The following is a 17,497-nucleotide window of genomic DNA, read 5'->3' on the forward strand; positions in this document are numbered from 1 at the left end:
AGCTCCACTTCACAACCGGAGGCCTTCACCCGTCTACGACTCAGACCGAGTCGTCACACAACCTCGACCAACCTCCCTGGACAGCACACCTAGGCCCTGCCGGGGTTAGGAATCACTCGTCCAGGACGATCGGTCAGCGTCCCAGGAACGAGGCCCGCGCTTCACGGGCGAAGCGTAGGAGGACCGGTCAGCGTCCCAGGACGGAGCCGCCGTTGACGTTGATGATCTGGCCGGTGACGAAGGTGCCGCCCGGTCCGACCAGCCAGCGCACCGCCTCGGCGATGTCGTCCGGCACGCCGGCGCGCTTCACCAAGGTCGCCTCGACCCGGGTCCGATGGCCCTCCTCGGTCATCCGGCCGGTGAAGAACTCGCTGTCGGTCACGTATCCGGGCGAGATCACGTTCGCCGTGATCCCCTCCGGGCCGAACTGGGTGGCGAGATCGAACACCCAGCCGTGCAGAGCCGCCTTCGCCGCCGAGTAGGGGCCGCCTCCACCGCGCTGGGCGGCGATCGAGCTGGTCAGGATCACCCGGCCACCGGGGCGGCGAAGCAACGGGCGCAGTGCCTCGGTCATCAGAACGGCTGTGGTGACGTTGGAGTCGAAGGTGGCTCGCCAGCGGGCCGCCAGGTCGGCAAGGGTCGGGTCGTCGCCGGCAACGTACGCCCCGGCGTTGTTGACCAGTACGTCGACCGCACGGCCACCGACGGCCTCGACCACCGCCGGGATCTGGTCAGGGTCCGCGCAGTCAGCGGTCACCGTGGTGGCCTGGGGACCTATCCACTTGGCCGCCTCCGCCAGCACCTCGGAGCGTCGCCCGACGATGATGACGTCGTAGCCCTCCCCCGCGAGCATCCCCGCCGTCGCCCGGCCGATACCCGTGCCACCGCCGGTGACCACCGCAAGCCTCGCCATGCCGCCGACTCTACGCGCGCGGCCGACCGCCTGGCGGACGTCGCGAGTCAGCACCGCGCTAGCCGAACCACAACAGCGCTTAGGTTTCAGCCCGGGTTATCGAGTTCGGTGAGGGATTTCTCGATCCGGGTGCGGGTGGCGTCGCGGATCGGGCGGACGGCCTCGATGCCTTGGCCGGCGGGGTCGTCAAGTTTCCAGTCTTAGAGCTTGTCCCGAAAGACCGGGCAGGCGTCGCCGCAGCCCATGATGACGATGACGTCGGCTTCCTCGGCGCTCAACGCGACGCCGTTCCGGTGGCAGCCCGGAACGGCGTCCGGGCGCGCCGTCGCTGAAGAAGTGCGACCAGTTCGTCACCTGCGAGCCGGACAACTGACCCTGACCCGGCATGGCCGCGAGCAGACGCTACCCCTGGCGCGGAACGGGGAAAGTGCCTCGTAGTCTGGTCAGCGCGCGGCATAGGCGCGGATGAAGGCGTGGACGCCGTCGATCATGATTTGGCGAACCAAGTCGGGGTTGGCGTTGGCGGGGTTCGGCTGGGCGTTGTAGGCCAGCAACAAGGTCAAGGCGGCGAAGTGGGCGGTGGCCAGGCGCGGGTCACTGGTCTCCAGGAGTCCGGTGTTGGCGAACCGGGCGAAGCGTTCGGCCAGCGCCTGCTCGATCGGCGCCGTCACGATGTCGTCCTGGGTCGTCGGCGTCTGCAGGCGCTGCTGGGCGACCAGAGCGAAGGCCGCAGCGTAGTCCGCCGAGGCGACGATCGTCGTGCCGAGCTCGACCGCCATCGCGGTGAGGGCCTTCTCCAGTTCCGGCACCGTGGTGATCTGCGCGTCGGCGGGTAGATGGTGGTCAAGGGCTTCGCGCGCCGAGGCGTTCAGCGAATCTGACGCGTCGGCGAGAATCGCCAGGAACAGCCGCCGCTTGTCGCCGAAATAGTCATAGACGGTGCGCTTCGACACCTCGGCCTGAGCCGCGACGGCGTCCATGCTGACCCGGTCGACTCCCTGGTGCACGAAGAGGTCTCGGGCCGCTGCGATGATCGCCGCCCGCTTCACCGCGGAACCCTCGCGTAGCGCCTTGTCCGTGCTAATTGCGTTCATTTCTACCTCCGGCCGACAGCTTACTACACTGACCGGTTTACCCAATTGCACTGCACGGTGTAGTATCGTGCCATGACAGTGACCTCGGCGGGCATCCCTCCCGCTTCGACGGCTCCAGTGCCCACCCGCCGGCTCAACCTGATCAGCCTGGTACTCGTGCTCGGCTTGGGCACGACGCTGCTGGACACCACGATCGTGAACATCGCCCTTGAGCACCTGCGCACGGTCTTTCATGCCTCGGTCGGCGACGTTCAGTGGCTGGTGACCAGCTATCTGCTGGCGTACGTCGCGGTGATCCCGGTGAGCGGGTGGGTCTCCGAGCGGTTCGGTGCGCGTAACGCCTGGATGTTCTCCGTCGCCGTGTTCCTCGCCGGCTCGATCCTCTGTGGGCTGGCGACGTCGCTGCCGGCACTGGTCGCCTTCCGGGCGCTGCAGGGCATCGGCGGGGGCATGCTCATGCCGATCACGATCTCGATCCTCACCCGGGCGGCCGGCCCCGATCGGATCACGCAGGCGATGATCGCCGTTGCTCTCCCGGCGCAGCTCGCGCCCATCCTGGGCTCCGTGCTCGGCGGGACGATCTTGGAGTCCTCGAGCTGGAGGTGGCTTTTCCTCATCAACGTGCCGATTTGCCTGGCGGCGCTCGTGCTCGCCCCGAGACTGCTGCCCGCTGCCGCGCGGCAGTCCGGCCACCGGCTCGACGTGCTCGGCTTTCTGCTGCTCACCCCGGGCGTCGTCGCCATGGCCTACGGCGTCGGCCAGGCCACCGATGCCGGCGGGTTCGCCGCTGTCGGGGCCTGGCTTCCGATCCTCGCCGGGATGGTCCTGCTGTTCGCGTTCACCGTTCACTCCCTGCGTACGCGGCACCGCTCCCTCATCGACGTTCGGGTCTTCGCCCGGCGCAGCTTCGGTCTGAGCAGCGTCATCGTCTTCGCCAACGGGTTCTCGCTGTACGCCCTGATGTTCCTGTTGCCGCTGTTCTACCAGCAGGTTCGAGGCGAAACGGTGCTGCACACCGGATTGCTGCTCATTCCGCAAGCGGTGGGCTCCGTGGTCTTCTTCGTGCTGGCTCGCAGGTTCGTCGCCCGCGTCGACGGTCGCCTCGTAGTCGCTGCCGGCGTGCTGCTGACCATGACGGGGATCCTGCCCTTCGCCCTGGCCGGCCTGCACGGTGGCACCGCCCTGCTGCTGGTCGGGCAACTCGCGCAGGGGATCGGCTTCGGCGCCATCATGCAGCCGGTCATGACGCTCGCCTTCGCCAGCCTGGGTCACGACGAGGCGCCCCGCGGCAGCGCCGCGTTCAGCGTCGTGCAGCGCGTCGGCTCACCGTTCGGCGTGGCGGTCATCGCCGTGATCCTGCAGACACTGCTCAGCAGCGCCACCACGCCGGTGGCCTTCACCGGCGCGTTCTGGTGGATCTTCGGGCTGAGTGCGATCCCGCTGCTGCTCGTCTTCTTCCTCCCGGGCAGCAAGAACGTCGACCCGGCCGATTCCGCCGTCGTCGAGATTTAGGCAGGCCGCCCGTGCCCACCGCACCCGCGCTGGTCGGCAAACTCGCCGAACTCGCCCTCGGACGCCGCTGCGGCGTCGTCGCCGTCGACCACGTGGCGCCGGGATACCTTCAGCTGACCCTGCGCGCCGATCCGCCACCGGGCGGCTGGCAGTCCGGACACGAGGTGCAGTTCCGGGTCACTGCCACGAAGGGACGCCGCTACACCGTCCGCGCCGTCGGGCAGACCGACCCGGACCACATCCACATCCTCGCCGTGACCGACGCGCACGGGCCCGGCACAGCTTGGCTGAGCCGGCTTCGCGCCGGTGAAACCGTCATCGCCCTCGCGGGACGGCATCGGCCGCTGCGCGGCAGCGGGCCGCGACGGCTCCACCTGGGCGACGGTTCAACTCTGGGCACCATCGACGCCTACACAAGCGACACCGACAGCATCGCCGTCATCGAGACCAGGCCCGACGCCGTCGCCGCGCTCTCCGGCAGGTGGCCCCGGTTGCTGTTCCTGCCCGCCACCGACACGCCCGGAGAGGCAGCGCTGGCCTGGCTCATCGGCGCCGATCCCGCCGCGTTCGGCCGCGCCGACGGGGCTGTGATCCTCGGCCACGCCCAAACCATTCAGCGGCAACGCCGGATCTTGCTCGACCGCGCCCTGTTCCCTCGGCAGGCCATCACCGCCAGAGCGTATTGGGCAGACGGCAAGGAAGGCCTATGACACCGCGATCCCACCACCCTTCTCCCTCTTCTCTACCAACCTCTCTGTTCCACACCAACCTTGGAGACCGACATGTCTGACACCACCCCGGCCAAGACCTCGCCCGACCGAATCGCCGATGTCCTCGTCGTCGGCGCCGGGCCGACCGGCTTGACGCTCGCGTGCGACCTGGCCCGACGCGGCGTCGACGTGAGGGTCATCGAACGCTTCGAAAAGCCCAGCGTCTCGTCGCGCGGAAAGGGTCTGCAGCCGCGAAGCCTCGAGATCCTCGACGACCTCGGTGTCGCCGACGACATTCTCATCCGCGGCAACATCAAGCTGCCGGTCCGCATGATCAACGCCGACGGCAGCGTCGTGGACCGGGAGCCGATCGCCACACCGATTCCCGATCCGAGTCTCACCCCCTACCCGGAGCTGCTGTGGATCGGCGAATTCGACGTGGAAGGACCGCTGCGCGACCGGCTCGCGCGAGACGGTGTACACGTCGAGTTCGCCACCGCCGCCACCGCACTGGACCAGCACGACGACCACGTCGTCGTACACGTGAACAGCCCTGGAGGACCGGAGACGATCTCGGCCCGCTGGGTCGTCGGCGCGGACGGCGGCAAGAGCACCGTCCGGCACTGCCTGGGCCTGTCGTTCGACGGATTCACCATGGACGACTACTGGTACCTCGGAGACCTGCGCCTGGAAGGACTCGACCACAGTCGCCAGTACATCCTGCCCACACCGCAAGGAATGATCGGCCTCACACCATTGCCCACGACCGATCTCTGGCAGTGGCAGTCGACCATCAAAGCGGGCACCGATCTCGAAGAGCCCACCCTGCAGCTCTACCAGCGACTCCTGGACGACTACCTCGGCGCCGGCCGCGTCACCCTCACCGAGGCCACGTGGCTCTCCCTCTACCGCGCCAACGTGCGCCTCGCCCCCCGCTACCGCGTCGGACGGGTGATCCTGGCCGGTGATGCCGCTCACGCGCACTCACCCGCAGGAGCCCAGGGAATGAACACCGGGATCCAGGACAGCTGGAACCTCGCCTGGAAACTCGACGCGGTACTCGCCGGCGCCGACACGTTCCTGCTCGACACCTACGAGCAGGAACGCCGGCCCGTCGCCGCCGCCGTCCTGGAACTGAGCACCTCCCGGATGCGCACCTTCGTCAACGGCGCCACCGACGGCGCCCATGGCGTCAACAAGGGACTCGCAGGCATGGGCGGCGACATCACCACCGGCCTCACCATCAGCTACCCGGCCGGCCCCATATCGCTCGACGGCAGCCCCGCCGAGCGCGCCCCATACGCCGCGGGCCTGCGTGGGCCCGGATTCGCCGGCACCACCTTCGACCTTCTCCGCGGCCCACACTGGACCGTTCTCATCTTCTGCGACAGCACAAACAGCGCCGAACCGTTCGCCGGACTCCCCGCCGACATCCACGTCCACCGCATAGGATCCGGCGCCATCCAAGACCCACACAACACCGCCGCCACCCGCTTCGGCGTCAACCCCGACACCGTGGTCCTGGTCCGCCCTGACGGCTACATGGCAGCACGCGTACCCCTATGGGAAGCGACCAGCGTCCGCGATCACCTCCAACGACTGACCAACCACGAGCCAGCCCTCGCCTGAGACAACCCGCACCAGGCTCGAACGAGGCCACATCATCTGTCGCCGTGTCCCTCCGGTGTGCGGCAACGGAGAGTCTGTCCATCCTGTCAGCGTCGAGTTCACCGGCGTCTACGCCGAGAGCTTGCACGCCGCGATCATCCGCGCCCGCCGGTGACCGACTGGACCTGCGTCCGAGCTCTTTGGCCCGGGCGCAGGTCTGCGCCGGCCAGTAGGAGTCGGGCCGGTCTCAATGAGCTGCCGTCGAAGGGTCACCCGGTCCACCGTCACCGCGCGAGACGCGAGCCATCATCGATCTACCGAGCCCCGACCAGCGAGGGCGGCTCCGAAATTCATTGAGTACCTGTCTTCGAACCTGTATTTCCTGCTCAGATACTTGATCCATCGATCATGAAGCACCGCGCCGTTCGGATCGGCGTCACAGTAACGCTCACCCGAACGGCGCACCCGGGTGGCTCGGCGGTACTTCGCCCGGCTATGAGCACGACACGGCCGGTCGACAGCCACGGCGGTGTGCTGCCGATGTGAGCTGGGGTCAGGTGAAGTCCCAGGATGCCAGGTGGGAACCGCAGCGCAGGCAACGGAACAGATAGGCGGTGGGCTCGCCCGTGCGGTCGAGCTGGCGTAGGAACCGCTCCGTCTCGCTCGGCTGCCAACCGAGCTGCCGGAGATCCTCACGGATCATGTCCAGCGCGTCGGGATACCGTTCGAGTTCGGCATAGCCGGCCGGGCCGAGAAACGCCGCGCCGTCTGCGCAGTGATAGAGCCACGACTCCTGCTGCCAACCCGTGAACCCCGGGGTTCGGCGGGTAATCTCCTCCACCACCGCGACGGGCACCTCATCCGGCACGTCGACGGCGTCGCTGAACTCCGCCGGCATGTCCAGGCGATCACTGCCGTCAACGGCCTCCGTCACTGTCCCTAGAGCTCGTGACGCCTCCCCGGAGGCGATGCAGTGCAGGCACAGAGTGGTCGGCTGCCTGCCAAAGACCGGTCCTGCATACCGGATGTCACGGTGGATACCGCAGACAGTGCAGACGTGCTCATCGCGGACCGCTGACCCGGTGGCGAGCGGATCAGGGTGATACCGGAAGTTGGGCTCTGACACCTGGTCATCATGCCGACAACCGATCTGCCATTCACCGCTGCCTCCCTTCCGCTGAGGATGCTCCACGGGCCGCGGCAACGAGTCCGGGTGCAAGGACAGGCACTAACGAAACCAGACGGTCAATCGGTCAACGCAAAACCATGGCCACAAGACCACTTCCCTGCCGGTGGTGATATCCGCGGCGAGCCGGTAGCTGCCCAGTACACGCTTCGCCCTTCCGTGAAGAGCGCGCCACCTCCACGGCTGCAACAAGCCGAGCCGGACTGTCGCATCGAGCTTTACGATTCGATGTTGCGCCACTCATTCATCCCGGCGCGCGCTTCGCATTATCCAGACACCCGGGTCGCCTGTTTCACATAGAATGCCGCAATGAGTACAGGTGATACCGCACCCCCGGGCGATGCACCTACAGGCACGACATCCCTCACGGCGAAGTCGACGAAAACGGGAAGATTTCTCGGACTTCAATGGTGGCAGGGCGTCGGAGCCATCGCCGGCATCGCCGGGACGATTGCCGCCGTTATCGCCATCTCCAACGACCCTGAGGCAGCCGCCGATCCAAGCCGTTCGCAGCAACCGGACCAGAGCGTCTCGATCACCGGAGGCCAGAACTGCGTCGGCAACGGAAACAACAACACTGTGATCTGCGCCGCCGCCGCCGAAAAGATTGGCGCCGTGGAATTGGATGCCTTCGGGCCCATCAACCGCGTTTTTTATGCCGGCACCCCCGATCGACTACCCACCCCGCCTCCATATCCACCAGGCGAAGAGTCCATGCACTGCGACGAATGGCGAGAGTGGTTCGATACGGATCCGCACGTATACACTCTGGGCGACGGCTTCCGGGTGAACCTTTCCGGCGGAGCGAATGATCTAGTTGTCATCACCGACGTCCGGGTCAAGATCTTCAAGAAGACTCCCGCTCAACCGGGTACGACGATTCTATGCAACCTGGGCGGCGGCTCCAATGCAGGCGTTGCCCTGACCGTCGACACGCTGAGCCAGGTGACGACGGCGGTGCCGTTCGATGAGGGTGAAGAGTTCAAGATACCGCCCGGCTCGCTCCAGATGGGCCTCAACGATTCCGGATTCATGTCGGCATCCATCGCCATCCGATCCGATGACGGCTTTCTGTACGAAGGCCAGCTCCAAATATCGGCACTGATCAACGGAACGAAGAAGTCCATCGAATGGGGGTCTCCTCAAAGGCCCTTCCGTTGGATCTCAGATCCGGACGGCCGGTTCTTGAAAGATGACGGAAGTGAGTACGGCTGGGATCCGGAGAAAGTGCAATGGATTCAAGGTGTGAACCTCGGCGACATGGGTCAGTAGCCACGATCGAACGCTACCGGCGTGGCCCCTCGAGAGAAGTCGGCCCGGCTCGGACGCCGGTCAGGCGTTGCTCCACCAGACTCCGGATCGGCCTGCGTGCATGCCCCCCCGTCACCGCATGACCGCCAACCGGGCAACCCCAAGCCGCCGCACCCCGGTGTATCGAATGAATTCGAAGTAAATTCCCGGACCGCCGCGGTCGCGCTGCCCAGCGGCCGCCAAGCGACCACGACCACGACGCCCGTCGCCGTGTCCCAGAAGACGGGCACGATGCCGTACGCCCGGGCCAGCGCTTGCCCGCGACCGAGCCGTGTGCGGCACGACCCAGCTCCAGCAGCGAGTACGCACCGGTGACCTGCCCGTAGGGGAACGACGGCACGGCACGCTAGTCGTCCAGGTTGGCTACCGCGGACGCGGTCCAGAGTTTGGTGAAGTCCGGGCCGAGGCCCGGGTGGAGGGCATGCAAGAGGAACTCCTCGACAGGGAAGGGATTCGGGTACGGGTGAAGCCCATCGCCATGTCGAGTTGCATCATGCGTCCCTTCTGCCGGGTAATGGGGCACCGCAGCAATGAAGATCGGGAGGTTCCAGGGTGCGTGCTCGTTCGCCGTGGCGCTATCCGGCGCGCATCGTTCCTCTCGCTTTTCTCGGGGCGATCGCCGTCGGGACCGCGCTCATGATGTTGCCTGCGGCCCGGACCGAACCGGGGCATGCCCCGTTCGTCACGGCTCTTTTCACCGCCACGAGCGCCGTCTGTGTCACCGGGCTCTCTGTGGTCGACACTCCGACGTACTGGTCGGGTTTCGGGCTGGTGCTGCTCACCGTGCTGTCGCAGATCGGTGGGTTCGGGATCATGACGCTGGCCACGCTGCTCAGCCTGCTGGTGTCTCGGCGGCTGGGGTTGCGGAGCCGGTTGCTGGCGCAGGCGGAGAGCGCCGGGTTGTTCGGCGGGAATGTCGGGGGTGTGCTGGTTCGGGTGGCGCTGGTGATGGTCGCGTCGGAGAGCGTGATCAGCGTGGTGCTCGCGTTGCGGTTCTGGCTGGCGTACGACTACTCGTTCGGGCGGGCCGCGTGGGAGGCCGTCTTCCACGCCGTGCAGGCCTTCAACAATGCGGGGTTCGCGTTGTATCCGGACAGCCTTGTGCGGTTCGTCGGGGACTGGTGGATCTGCGTGCCGCTGGCTCTCGGGGTGCTGGGCGGCTCGATCGGGTTCCCGGTGCTGTTCGAGCTCGCGCGCGAGTGGCGTACCCCTGGGTTGTGGTCGACGCACACCCGCCTGACGGTGTGGGGGACGCTGCTCTTCAGCGTCTCCGGGTTCTTGATCTTCCTGACGTTCGAGTGGAGCAATCCGGGCACGCTGGGGCCGCTGGGCACCCCGGCGAAGGTGCTGGCCGCCTTCACCCAGGATGTGATGACCCGGTCCGGGGGTTTCAACAGCATCAACCTCGGCGCCATGAACACCGAGACGATCGCCGTCACGAACGCGATGATGTTCGTCGGCGGGGGCAGCGCCAGCACCGCCGGTGGCATCAAGGTGACGACGTTCCTGCTGCTCGCGTTCGTGATCTGGGCCGAGATCCGCGGTGAGCCCGATGTGGTGATCCGCAAGCGGCGGATCGCGGAGGCGACTCAGCGGCAGGCGCTCACGGTAGCGCTGCTCGGCGTGGCGCTGGTCGCGGCCGGGACGCTGGCGCTGATCGCCCTCACCGACGATGTGCCGTTCGACCGGGCGTTGTTCGAGGTGACGTCCGCGTTCGCCACCGTCGGGCTGAGCACCGGCATCACCCCGCAGTTGCAGTCCTCCGCCCAGGTCGTGCTGGTCGTGCTCATGTACGTCGGCCGGGTCGGGACGATCGCGGTCGGCACCGCGATCGCGCTGAACACCCGTCGCCGGCTCTACCGCTATCCGGAAGAGAGGCCCCTCGTTGGCTGACAAGGAAGTTACCGACAACGTCGTGGTCGTGGGCCTGGGCCGGTTCGGCGGGGCCGTCGCCGAGTCGCTGGTGAACCTCGGCCACGAGGTGCTCGGCATCGACTCGGACCCGCGGATCGTGCAGGACTGGTCGGACCGGCTCACGCACGTGGTCGAGGCGGACGCGGCCGACACCGACGCGCTGCGGCAGCTCGGTGTCCAGGACTTCTCCCGGGCGGTGGTGGGCATCGGCACGAACCTGGAGACGAGTGTGCTGACCGTGCTCACCCTTGCCGAGGTGGGCGTGCAGGAGATCTGGGCGAAGGCGACCAGCGTCAAGCACGGGCAGATCCTGTCCCGGGTCGGCGCCCGGCACGTGATCTTCCCCGAGTCGGAGATGGGCGAACGGGTCGCGCACCTGATCACCGGCCGGATGCTGGACTACATCGAGTTCGACGACGGCTTCGCCATCGCGAAGGTCCGGGCGCCGCGCGAGGCCGTGGGCCGGTCACTGGCCGACATCGGCCTGCGCAGCAAGTGGGGGGTCACGGTCGTCGGCACCAAGCTGCCCGGCGAGGACTTCACGTACGCGCGACCCGAGACGATCGTGCCGGACGGCTGCATCCTGATCGTCGCCGGGAACACGTCCAAGGTGGAGCAGTTCGCGGCGGTGACAGCCTAGATCGCGACGGAGAACCCGCCCTTGACCTTGTCCACCGGCGGCTTGACGCGTTCCTTCTTGCGGCGCGGTGTTTCCGAGGGCGGTGTCGACGGGGCTGCTGGAACAGCAGCGACCGGCGGCGAGGGCGGCGGCGTGGCAACGACCGCGCCGAGCACCTCGGCCTGGCACTGGTGGCCGTTGAGCAGGAACGACAGCGGCAGCGGGTTGCTGACCCGGTAGCTGCCCGTGAGGGTCACGCTCGCCGACCGGCCGGGCCGCAGGTCCGCGCCCTTCTTCGGGCGCAGCACCAGTTTGCGGCCCCGCTGGGAGAGCCGTTTCGGCGCGGCGGTGAGACGCTGGCCGCCGGTGAACAGGAACTCCAGCCGCCAGGCCGACAGGGCGTGCTCGCCGGTGTTGACCACGGTGAGCTGCGCGCCGAAGTCCGTACCCGTGTCCCGCTGGATCCGATAGCGGACCTTGCAGCCCGTACCGTGCGGGACCACCGCGCCTTTGCCCGCGCCCGCCGCCGCGGCCTGCGCGGTGCCCACATCGGCCGGTTCCCGGGTCGACGACCATGCCAGGCCGGCCGACGCGATCAGCACGAGCGTCGCGACCGCGGCCTGGAAGCGGTGCCGGTTGCCGAGGACGGCCTGCCCGAGGCGGCCGCCGCTGAGCAGGTCGCGGGCCAGGACGCCGCCGCGGAACAGGCCGCCGCCGAGCGGCACCGGGCCGCCGATCCGCAGGGCCCGGGCGACGCGCAGCCCGGCTTGCAGTCGCAGGGGCCGCTGCCGGGGGCGGGGGCCCGGGTGCGGGGTCGGGCGGAAGCCGGCCAGCACGGGTGGCGTGTCCGGCGCCGCCACCCGCGGGATGATCGGTTGCAGGCCGACGAGCCCGGCCAGCAAGGCCGCGACCTCGTCGGCGCCCGGCCGCCGCTCCGGCCGCTTGTCGAGGCAGCGCAGACACAGGGCGGCGACCTCCGCGGGCATGCCGGGCAGATCGGGTACGGGCGCAGGGTCCGCGTACAGGTGCGCCCGCAACGCCTCGGTGGTCGTCTCGGCGTGCCACGGCAACCGGCCGGTGAGCAGCCGGTAGAGGAGCAGGCCGAGGGCGTACACGTCGGCGGCGGGAGCGACCTGGCCGCCGCCCAGCCGTTCCGGGGCCAGGTAGGCGGGCGTGCCGAGCAGGCTGCCGTCCGGGGCGGCGTCGCGCTGGCCGGCGACGGCGGAGATGCCGAAGTCGACGACCTTCGCGCCGGCGCCGGTGAGCATGATGTTGGCGGGGGTGACGTCGCGGTGCACGATCCCGTGGGCGTGCGCGGTGGCCAGCGCCGACGCGACCTCGGCGACGACCGTCACGGCGTCGCGCCACGGGAACGGGCCCTCGCGGCGCAGGCGGGCGGAGACCGGTTCGCCGTCGTTGAGCTCCATGACCACGTACGGGACGGTGATCGTGTCGTCGAGCGGCGACTCGCCGAAGTCGAAGACGCCGGTGATGTGCGGGTGGCAGAGCCGGGCCGCGGCGAGCGCCTCCTGCCGCAGCCGCCGCCGGAACGCGGAGTCGCCGGCGAGCTGCGGGGACAGCACCTTGACCGCGACCGGGCGCCCGAGCACCTCGTCGTGGCCACGCCAGACGACCGACATGCCGCCGGTGCCGAGCCGCTCGATCAGGCGGTACCGGCCGCCGACGTGGCCGCCCTGCTTCCCGGTCGCCAGCCACCCCATGTGCCGATTGTTGCCCGAGGGACGACCCGGGCAGGGTGGGTCTCGAAAATCCCGCGAGGTGACCGAGGTGCTCTGACCGGCGGCACGCGCTTTGTCCAGATTCAGCCGGCCAACAGCTGGTCGACCGGTGCGAAGTCGTCGGTCAGCACCCGGGCGTCGCCGATGAAGGTGGCGAGGGCGGTTCCGGACACCAGTTCGACCGGTTGGTCGACGAGGTCGAGGTGAGCGCGGATCTCGTCGAGCGGCAGCGGCGACCGCGACGCGACGATGACGAAGTTCGACCCGGTCACGCCGGTGAGCGCGGCTTTCGGGGCGATCACCGCCACGTGCGGGAAGACGTCGGCGACCGTGGCCAGCTCGGCGCGGATGAAGCGGTCCGGCGGGTAGTCGATGACGTTCTGGGCGTACAGGCCGCCGTCGCGCAGCACGCGGGAGATGTCCGCGGCCATCTCCCGGGTGGTCAGGTGCCAGGGCACGACCAGGTGGCCGAACGCGTCGCCGACGACCAGGTCGTACGCGCGGTCGTCCCGGGCGGCGAGCCGGACCCGGGCATCGCCGACCTGGACTTTCAGCTGCGGCCCGGTGGTCAGGCCCAGCTCCCGCCGGTCGAGATCCACGAGGTCGCCGTCCAGCTCGAGGACGAGCTGGTTGCTGCCGGGGCGGGTCTTGGCGACGTACTCGGGCACCGTGAAGCCGCCGCCGCCCAGGTGCAGGGCGTCGATCGGGGCGCCGCCGGTCTTCTGGATGTCGACGAGGGCACCGAGCCACTGGACGTACGCGAACTCCAGGTGGGTGGGGTCGTTCAGGTCGACGTACGAGTGCCGCGCCGAGTTGAGCATCAGCGTCCGCCCGCCGGCCCGGTCAGGGTCGGGGGTGACCCGCGCGCAGTGGTACGCGGTCTCGATGTCGCAGGGCGTCGGCGCGGTAGCCCCGAGCCCGCCTCCGACCAGCCCGACGGTGACCAGCACGGCCCGGGTACGCGGCTTGCCCGGCAACCCGACGCCCTGGCGCCGCCGCAGCCACCAGGCGAGCCCGAACGCCGCGAGCGCCAGCAGCGTGGCCAGGGTGAGCACGATCCAGCTGCTCGGCATCGCGGCGACGAGGATGAACCCGGTGCCCAGCGTGGCCGTGATCGCGCCGAGGGTGCCGAAGCTGGAGAGCCGTCCCACCACCTCACCGGTGCGGCCGAGATCGCCGAGCTGGAGCTTGACGGTCAGCGGCGTGATCGTGGAGAGCAGCAGCGCGGGCGGGAAGACGGCCAGGGCGGCGAGCAGGAGCACCGCCGGGGCTGCCCCGCCGCGCAGGATCTCGCCGCCCCATCGCACCAGCGGGAGGGTCAGCGCCGTCGTGATCGCGGCGAGCAGCAGGGCCGGGGCGAGCAGGATCCGGGGGTCGTAGCGGTCCGCGAGCCGGCCGCCGAGCCACGTCCCGTACGCGATGGCGGCCAGCGAGATGCCGATCACCGAGCTGCTGACCTGCAGGGTCACGCCGACGTACGGTCCGACCAGGCGCAGGGCCACGATCTCGAGGACGAGGACGGCGCCGCTGGCGACGAAGACCAGCCCGGTGGCCAGCGCGGACGGCAGGGCCCGTGGGGATTCCATCGGCGGAATGCTACCGACGCCGGACGGCGATCTACAGAATCGACAGGTGTACGTGGTTGGTGTGTGTCGCGGACGGCCCGCCTGAGCCGCTGTAGGAGCGCCAGCCGGTGTTCTCCATCCAGATCTGGCGGTACCAGATCACGTACATCACGCCGAGCCGGTTGGCGTTGCGGACGAAGTAGGCGGCCAGCTTGTTGCCGTACGCCCGGTCTCCCCCGCTCGCGTTGACGTTCTCGAAGCCGCCCGGCGCGGCGGCGAAGTCGCAGGCCCGACCCTTGGGATGCTCGCCCGACGAGCGCTGGCTGAAGCACGACGTGTACCGCGTGAACCCGGCCGCCCGGGCCTGCTGGTACGCGTTCAGCAGCCGCGGAGTGATGCACCCGGAGGTGGTCGGGTCGTTGATGGTGCAAGACTCCCGGGGCCACGACCCGTCCGAGTTGCGCGGCGCCGCCTTCGCGAGAGGCGAGTTGGCGTTGATGAACCCGCCCGCCACGGCGCCGCCACCGGCCGCGGCGAGGGCGGCCTCGGCCTGCTGCTTCTTCTTGGCCAGCACCGTGACCTGCTTCTGCTGCTCCTTGATCTCGAGCTCGATGGCCTTGGTGGCCTTCTCCGCCACGGTCACCGCGTCCCGGTAGCCGGTGAGGGCGTGACCGTCGACCTGCGCCATCTGGTCGAGACGCAGCATCCGTTCCATGAACGAGTCCGGGGAGCTGCTGTTGAGCAGCATGGTCATGGTGCTGAAGCGGCCCTGCTTGTAGGAACGGTTGGCGATCTCCTTGACCCGGCCCTGGAGGGCGACGGCCTTCTCCTGCGCCTGCTTGAGGGAGGCCTTCAGCTGGACCTGCCGCTTCTTGGACGCCGCCAGCTTCTGCTTGGCCTCGATGTGCCCCTTGGCCGCCGACTCCAGCTGGGCGCGCAGGGTCTTCGAGCCGCCCTCCGGGTCGTCCGGTGCCGCGTGCGCCGCGGGGGGCGCGATGGCGAGCACCAGGGTCGCCGCGAGCAGGGCCAGGACGCGCTTCGCCCAGGCCGGGAGAGTCGCCGCCACGATCTACCTCCAGTCGTAAGCCGGGTGACTCTACCTCGCTCGGGACCGGGAACGCAGATCGATCATGTGGCCGAATAGCCGCCGTCGACGAAGAGTGTCTGCCCGGTCACCGCAGCGCTAGCGCCACTCGCCAGGTAAAGAACACAACCGACAAAATCCTCCGGTACGCCGTTGCGCCCGATCATCGTCCGCCGGGCATGCGCGGCGACCTTCGACGGGTCCGCGAACACCGGCTCGGTCAGCGGGGTGTGCACGACCCCCGGGGCGATCGCATTGCAGGTCACGCCCCGGCTGGACCACGCCTCGGCCTGCGAGCGGGTCAGGCCCACGAGCCCGGCCTTGGCCGCGCCGTAGGCGCCACTGTTCCCGTACGCCCGGAAGGCCTGCTGCGAGACCACATTGATGATGCGTCCCCAGCCGCGCGCCGCCATGGCCGGGCCGAAGTGCTGCCCCAGCAGGAACGGCGCGGTGAGGTTGGCGGCGAGCGTGACGTCCCAGTCCTCGTCGGAGAGCTCGTCCAGGGGCGGGCGCCGGTTCACCGCCGCCGCGTTGACGAGGATGTCCACGTCCGCGTACCCGGTCACCCGCGCAAGGCTGCTCCGATCCGCCAGGTCCGCGGTGACCGTGTCCACCTCGACGCCGTCGGCGGTCAGCTCCGCGGCGGTCTCGCGCAGCGGTCCCTCGCGCCGGGCGACCAGCACCACCTTGGCGCCGGCCCGGCCGAGCGCACCGGCCATCGCCCGCCCGATACCCGAGCTGCCGCCGGTCACCATCGCGGTCCGGCCACCGAGCCCGAACAGCTCCTCGAGGTACGAGGTCATGCCGGGAGCAGTGTGCCGCGAACGGTGTGCCAGATCTCGTGGTTGGCGGCGGCGAGCAGGCCACGCTGGGAGTCGGTCGGCAGGTACGCGGACCCGTCGAGGTGCAGCACCGCGCCGCCTGCCTCGCGCAGGATCAGCGCGCCGGGCGTGTGGTCCCACGGCAGGATCCGCCAGAACACGGCGAACTGCTGCTCGTCGGTGGCGACGGACGGGTACTCGTACCCGGCGCAGTGGTGACCCCCGGTCACCCGGCCGAGCTTGGCGGCGTTCTCGTCGATCCCGGCCCGCAGCTCGTCCGGGAAGTAGTTTCGGGAGATGCACCCGGTCAGCGCGTCCGCGCCCGGGTCGTCGCTGCGCGTCTTCAGCCGTACGCCGTCGATGTACGCCCCGCTGCCCGCCTCCGCGACGGTCATCCGGTCGCCGACGACGTCGAGGATCCAGCCGGCGGCAGGCTCGCCGTCGCGCAGCAGCGCCACCATCACGGCGAACGGCGTCTTGCCGGAGGCGAAGTTGTTGGTGCCGTCGACCGGGTCCACGAGCCAGACGGCGCCGTCGTGACCCACCCGCTCGAGCACGGTGGGATCGGCGGCGACCGCCTCCTCGCCGACCACGGCCGAGCCGGGCAGCAGCGCGGTCAGGCCGGCGGTCAGCGCGCGCTCGGACTCCTTGTCGGCGACGGTCACCAGGTCGCCGGGCGTCTTCTCCTGGACCTCACGGTCGCTGAGGTGCCGCCACCGGGGCAGCACGACGGTCCGGGCAACCTCGCGGATCAGGTCGGTGACCTCGTCGATCATGTCGTCACGCACGCGGCGGCAGCTTCACGACGCTGACGAAGAACTCGTCGATCTGGCGGATCACCGCGATGAACCGCTCGAAATCGACCGGCTTGGTCACGTACGCGTTGGCGTGCAGCTCGTAGCTGCGCAGGATGTCCTCGTCGGCGGCCGACGTGGTGAGCACGACCACCGGGATCCGGCACAGGTCGTCGTCCTTCTTGATCTCCGCGAGCACCTCCCGGCCGTCCCGGCGCGGCAGGTTGAGGTCGAGCAGGATCAGGTCCGGGCGTACGGCGTCCGCGTACTGACCCTCGCGGCGCAGGTAGTTGAGCGCCTCGGCGCCGTCGGAGACCACCGTGAGCCGGTTGCGGACCTTGTGCTCCTCGAACGCCTCCTGCGTCATGAGCACGTCGCCCGGGTCGTCCTCGACGAGCAGCACCTCGATCGGCGTGCCGTCCTGCCGAATTGCACCGGTCATGAGGTGACCTCTTTCGCTTTCTCCTGCACCGGAATGCCCGCCAACAACGGGAGCGTGATCCAGATGGAGGTGCCTTCGGTGACGTCGAGATCCAGCCAGATCCGCCCGCCATGGTATTCGACGATCTTCTTCACGATCGCCAGCCCGATCCCCGTGCCCTCGTACGCGTCCCGCCCGTGCAGACG

The 17,497-nt window shown here is 69.1% G+C and carries 16 protein-coding genes and 1 pseudogene; 6 read left to right on the forward strand and 11 right to left on the reverse strand.

What is annotated here, in order from left to right:
• Positions 1-187: 187 nt before the first annotated feature.
• From AB0J80_RS37940 to AB0J80_RS37950, 3 genes and pseudogenes are all read right to left on the reverse strand, one after another.
• Positions 188-913, reverse strand: coding sequence for an SDR family oxidoreductase (locus tag AB0J80_RS37940; RefSeq protein ID WP_364714621.1), 726 nt, complete (start codon positions 911-913; stop codon positions 188-190).
• 86 nt (positions 914-999) lie between these two features.
• Positions 1,000-1,188, reverse strand: a pseudogene (locus AB0J80_RS37945) (hypothetical protein); the annotation flags it as partial.
• A 168-nt stretch (positions 1,189-1,356) separates the two neighbouring features.
• The gene (locus AB0J80_RS37950; RefSeq protein WP_364714623.1) at positions 1,357-1,962 is read right to left on the reverse strand and encodes a helix-turn-helix domain-containing protein; all 606 of its coding nucleotides are present in this window, start codon (positions 1,960-1,962) and stop codon (positions 1,357-1,359) included.
• 117 nt (positions 1,963-2,079) lie between these two features.
• Between AB0J80_RS37950 and AB0J80_RS37955 the strand changes: the two genes are divergently transcribed.
• From AB0J80_RS37955 to AB0J80_RS37965, 3 genes are all read left to right on the forward strand, one after another.
• Entirely contained in the window at positions 2,080-3,519 is a 1,440-nt protein-coding gene (locus AB0J80_RS37955; protein ID WP_364714625.1) for an MDR family MFS transporter, read from the forward strand.
• Between the two features lie 11 nt (positions 3,520-3,530).
• Positions 3,531-4,229, forward strand: coding sequence for a hypothetical protein (locus AB0J80_RS37960; protein ID WP_364714626.1), 699 nt, complete (start codon positions 3,531-3,533; stop codon positions 4,227-4,229).
• A gap of 72 nt (positions 4,230-4,301) precedes the next feature.
• The gene (locus tag AB0J80_RS37965) at positions 4,302-5,858 is read left to right on the forward strand and encodes an FAD-dependent oxidoreductase (protein WP_364714628.1); all 1,557 of its coding nucleotides are present in this window, start codon (positions 4,302-4,304) and stop codon (positions 5,856-5,858) included.
• Between the two features lie 532 nt (positions 5,859-6,390).
• Here AB0J80_RS37965 and AB0J80_RS37970 read toward each other — a convergent pair.
• On the reverse strand, positions 6,391-7,029 hold the full coding sequence (locus AB0J80_RS37970) for a CbrC family protein (protein WP_364714630.1): 639 nt from the start codon (positions 7,027-7,029) through the stop codon (positions 6,391-6,393).
• Between the two features lie 303 nt (positions 7,030-7,332).
• Here AB0J80_RS37970 and AB0J80_RS37975 point away from each other — a divergent pair, with 303 nt between their 5' ends.
• From AB0J80_RS37975 to AB0J80_RS37985, 3 genes are all read left to right on the forward strand, one after another.
• Entirely contained in the window at positions 7,333-8,295 is a 963-nt protein-coding gene (locus AB0J80_RS37975) for a hypothetical protein (RefSeq protein WP_364714631.1), read from the forward strand.
• Positions 8,296-8,970: 675 nt separating this feature from the next.
• Positions 8,971-10,227, forward strand: a complete 1,257-nt coding sequence (locus tag AB0J80_RS37980) for a potassium transporter TrkG (RefSeq protein ID WP_364714645.1) — start codon at positions 8,971-8,973, stop codon at positions 10,225-10,227.
• Positions 10,220-10,888 (forward strand): TrkA family potassium uptake protein, encoded by a 669-nt coding sequence (locus tag AB0J80_RS37985; protein WP_364714633.1) that lies wholly within the window; start codon positions 10,220-10,222, stop codon positions 10,886-10,888. The genes AB0J80_RS37980 and AB0J80_RS37985 overlap by 8 nt, the downstream gene beginning before the upstream one ends.
• Here AB0J80_RS37985 and AB0J80_RS37990 read toward each other — a convergent pair.
• The 7 genes from AB0J80_RS37990 to AB0J80_RS38020 all read right to left on the reverse strand — a co-directional run.
• Complete coding sequence (locus tag AB0J80_RS37990; protein ID WP_364714634.1) at positions 10,885-12,588, reverse strand: serine/threonine-protein kinase; 1,704 nt, start codon at positions 12,586-12,588, stop codon at positions 10,885-10,887. The two genes, AB0J80_RS37985 and AB0J80_RS37990, sit on opposite strands and share 4 nt — an antisense overlap.
• Before the next feature lie 101 nt (positions 12,589-12,689).
• Entirely contained in the window at positions 12,690-14,192 is a 1,503-nt protein-coding gene (locus tag AB0J80_RS37995) for a fused MFS/spermidine synthase (protein WP_364714636.1), read from the reverse strand.
• A gap of 31 nt (positions 14,193-14,223) precedes the next feature.
• On the reverse strand, positions 14,224-15,237 hold the full coding sequence (locus tag AB0J80_RS38000) for a hypothetical protein (RefSeq protein WP_364714637.1): 1,014 nt from the start codon (positions 15,235-15,237) through the stop codon (positions 14,224-14,226).
• A 62-nt stretch (positions 15,238-15,299) separates the two neighbouring features.
• Positions 15,300-16,058: an SDR family oxidoreductase gene (locus AB0J80_RS38005; RefSeq protein ID WP_364714639.1), complete on the reverse strand. Its 759-nt coding sequence runs from the start codon at positions 16,056-16,058 to the stop codon at positions 15,300-15,302.
• Positions 16,055-16,864, reverse strand: a complete 810-nt coding sequence (locus AB0J80_RS38010) for an inositol monophosphatase (protein WP_364714641.1) — start codon at positions 16,862-16,864, stop codon at positions 16,055-16,057. Before AB0J80_RS38010 ends, AB0J80_RS38005 begins: the two co-directional genes overlap by 4 nt.
• Positions 16,857-17,312: a response regulator gene (locus tag AB0J80_RS38015; RefSeq protein WP_364714643.1), complete on the reverse strand. Its 456-nt coding sequence runs from the start codon at positions 17,310-17,312 to the stop codon at positions 16,857-16,859. Before AB0J80_RS38015 ends, AB0J80_RS38010 begins: the two co-directional genes overlap by 8 nt.
• Positions 17,309-17,497: ATP-binding protein (locus tag AB0J80_RS38020; RefSeq protein ID WP_364714644.1), on the reverse strand; the 189-nt coding region annotated here is incomplete at its 5' end. The genes AB0J80_RS38015 and AB0J80_RS38020, both read right to left, overlap by 4 nt.

Source organism: Actinoplanes sp. NPDC049548 (assembly GCF_040676695.1).
In the GTDB taxonomy this organism is placed as follows: Bacteria; Actinomycetota; Actinomycetes; order Mycobacteriales; family Micromonosporaceae; genus Actinoplanes.

Coding starts and splice junctions, on each gene's coding strand:
- AB0J80_RS37940 (WP_364714621.1), bottom strand. CDS start 913: ATGGCGAGGCTTGCGGTGGTCACCGGCGGTGGCACGGGTATCGGCCGG.
- AB0J80_RS37955 (WP_364714625.1), top strand. CDS start 2,080: ATGACAGTGACCTCGGCGGGCATCCCTCCCGCTTCGACGGCTCCAGTG.
- AB0J80_RS37965 (WP_364714628.1), top strand. CDS start 4,302: ATGTCTGACACCACCCCGGCCAAGACCTCGCCCGACCGAATCGCCGAT.
- AB0J80_RS37975 (WP_364714631.1), top strand. CDS start 7,333: ATGAGTACAGGTGATACCGCACCCCCGGGCGATGCACCTACAGGCACG.
- AB0J80_RS37980 (WP_364714645.1), top strand. CDS start 8,971: ATGATGTTGCCTGCGGCCCGGACCGAACCGGGGCATGCCCCGTTCGTC.
- AB0J80_RS37990 (WP_364714634.1), bottom strand. CDS start 12,588: ATGGGGTGGCTGGCGACCGGGAAGCAGGGCGGCCACGTCGGCGGCCGG.
- AB0J80_RS37995 (WP_364714636.1), bottom strand. CDS start 14,192: ATGGAATCCCCACGGGCCCTGCCGTCCGCGCTGGCCACCGGGCTGGTC.
- AB0J80_RS38005 (WP_364714639.1), bottom strand. CDS start 16,058: ATGACCTCGTACCTCGAGGAGCTGTTCGGGCTCGGTGGCCGGACCGCG.
- AB0J80_RS38015 (WP_364714643.1), bottom strand. CDS start 17,312: ATGACCGGTGCAATTCGGCAGGACGGCACGCCGATCGAGGTGCTGCTC.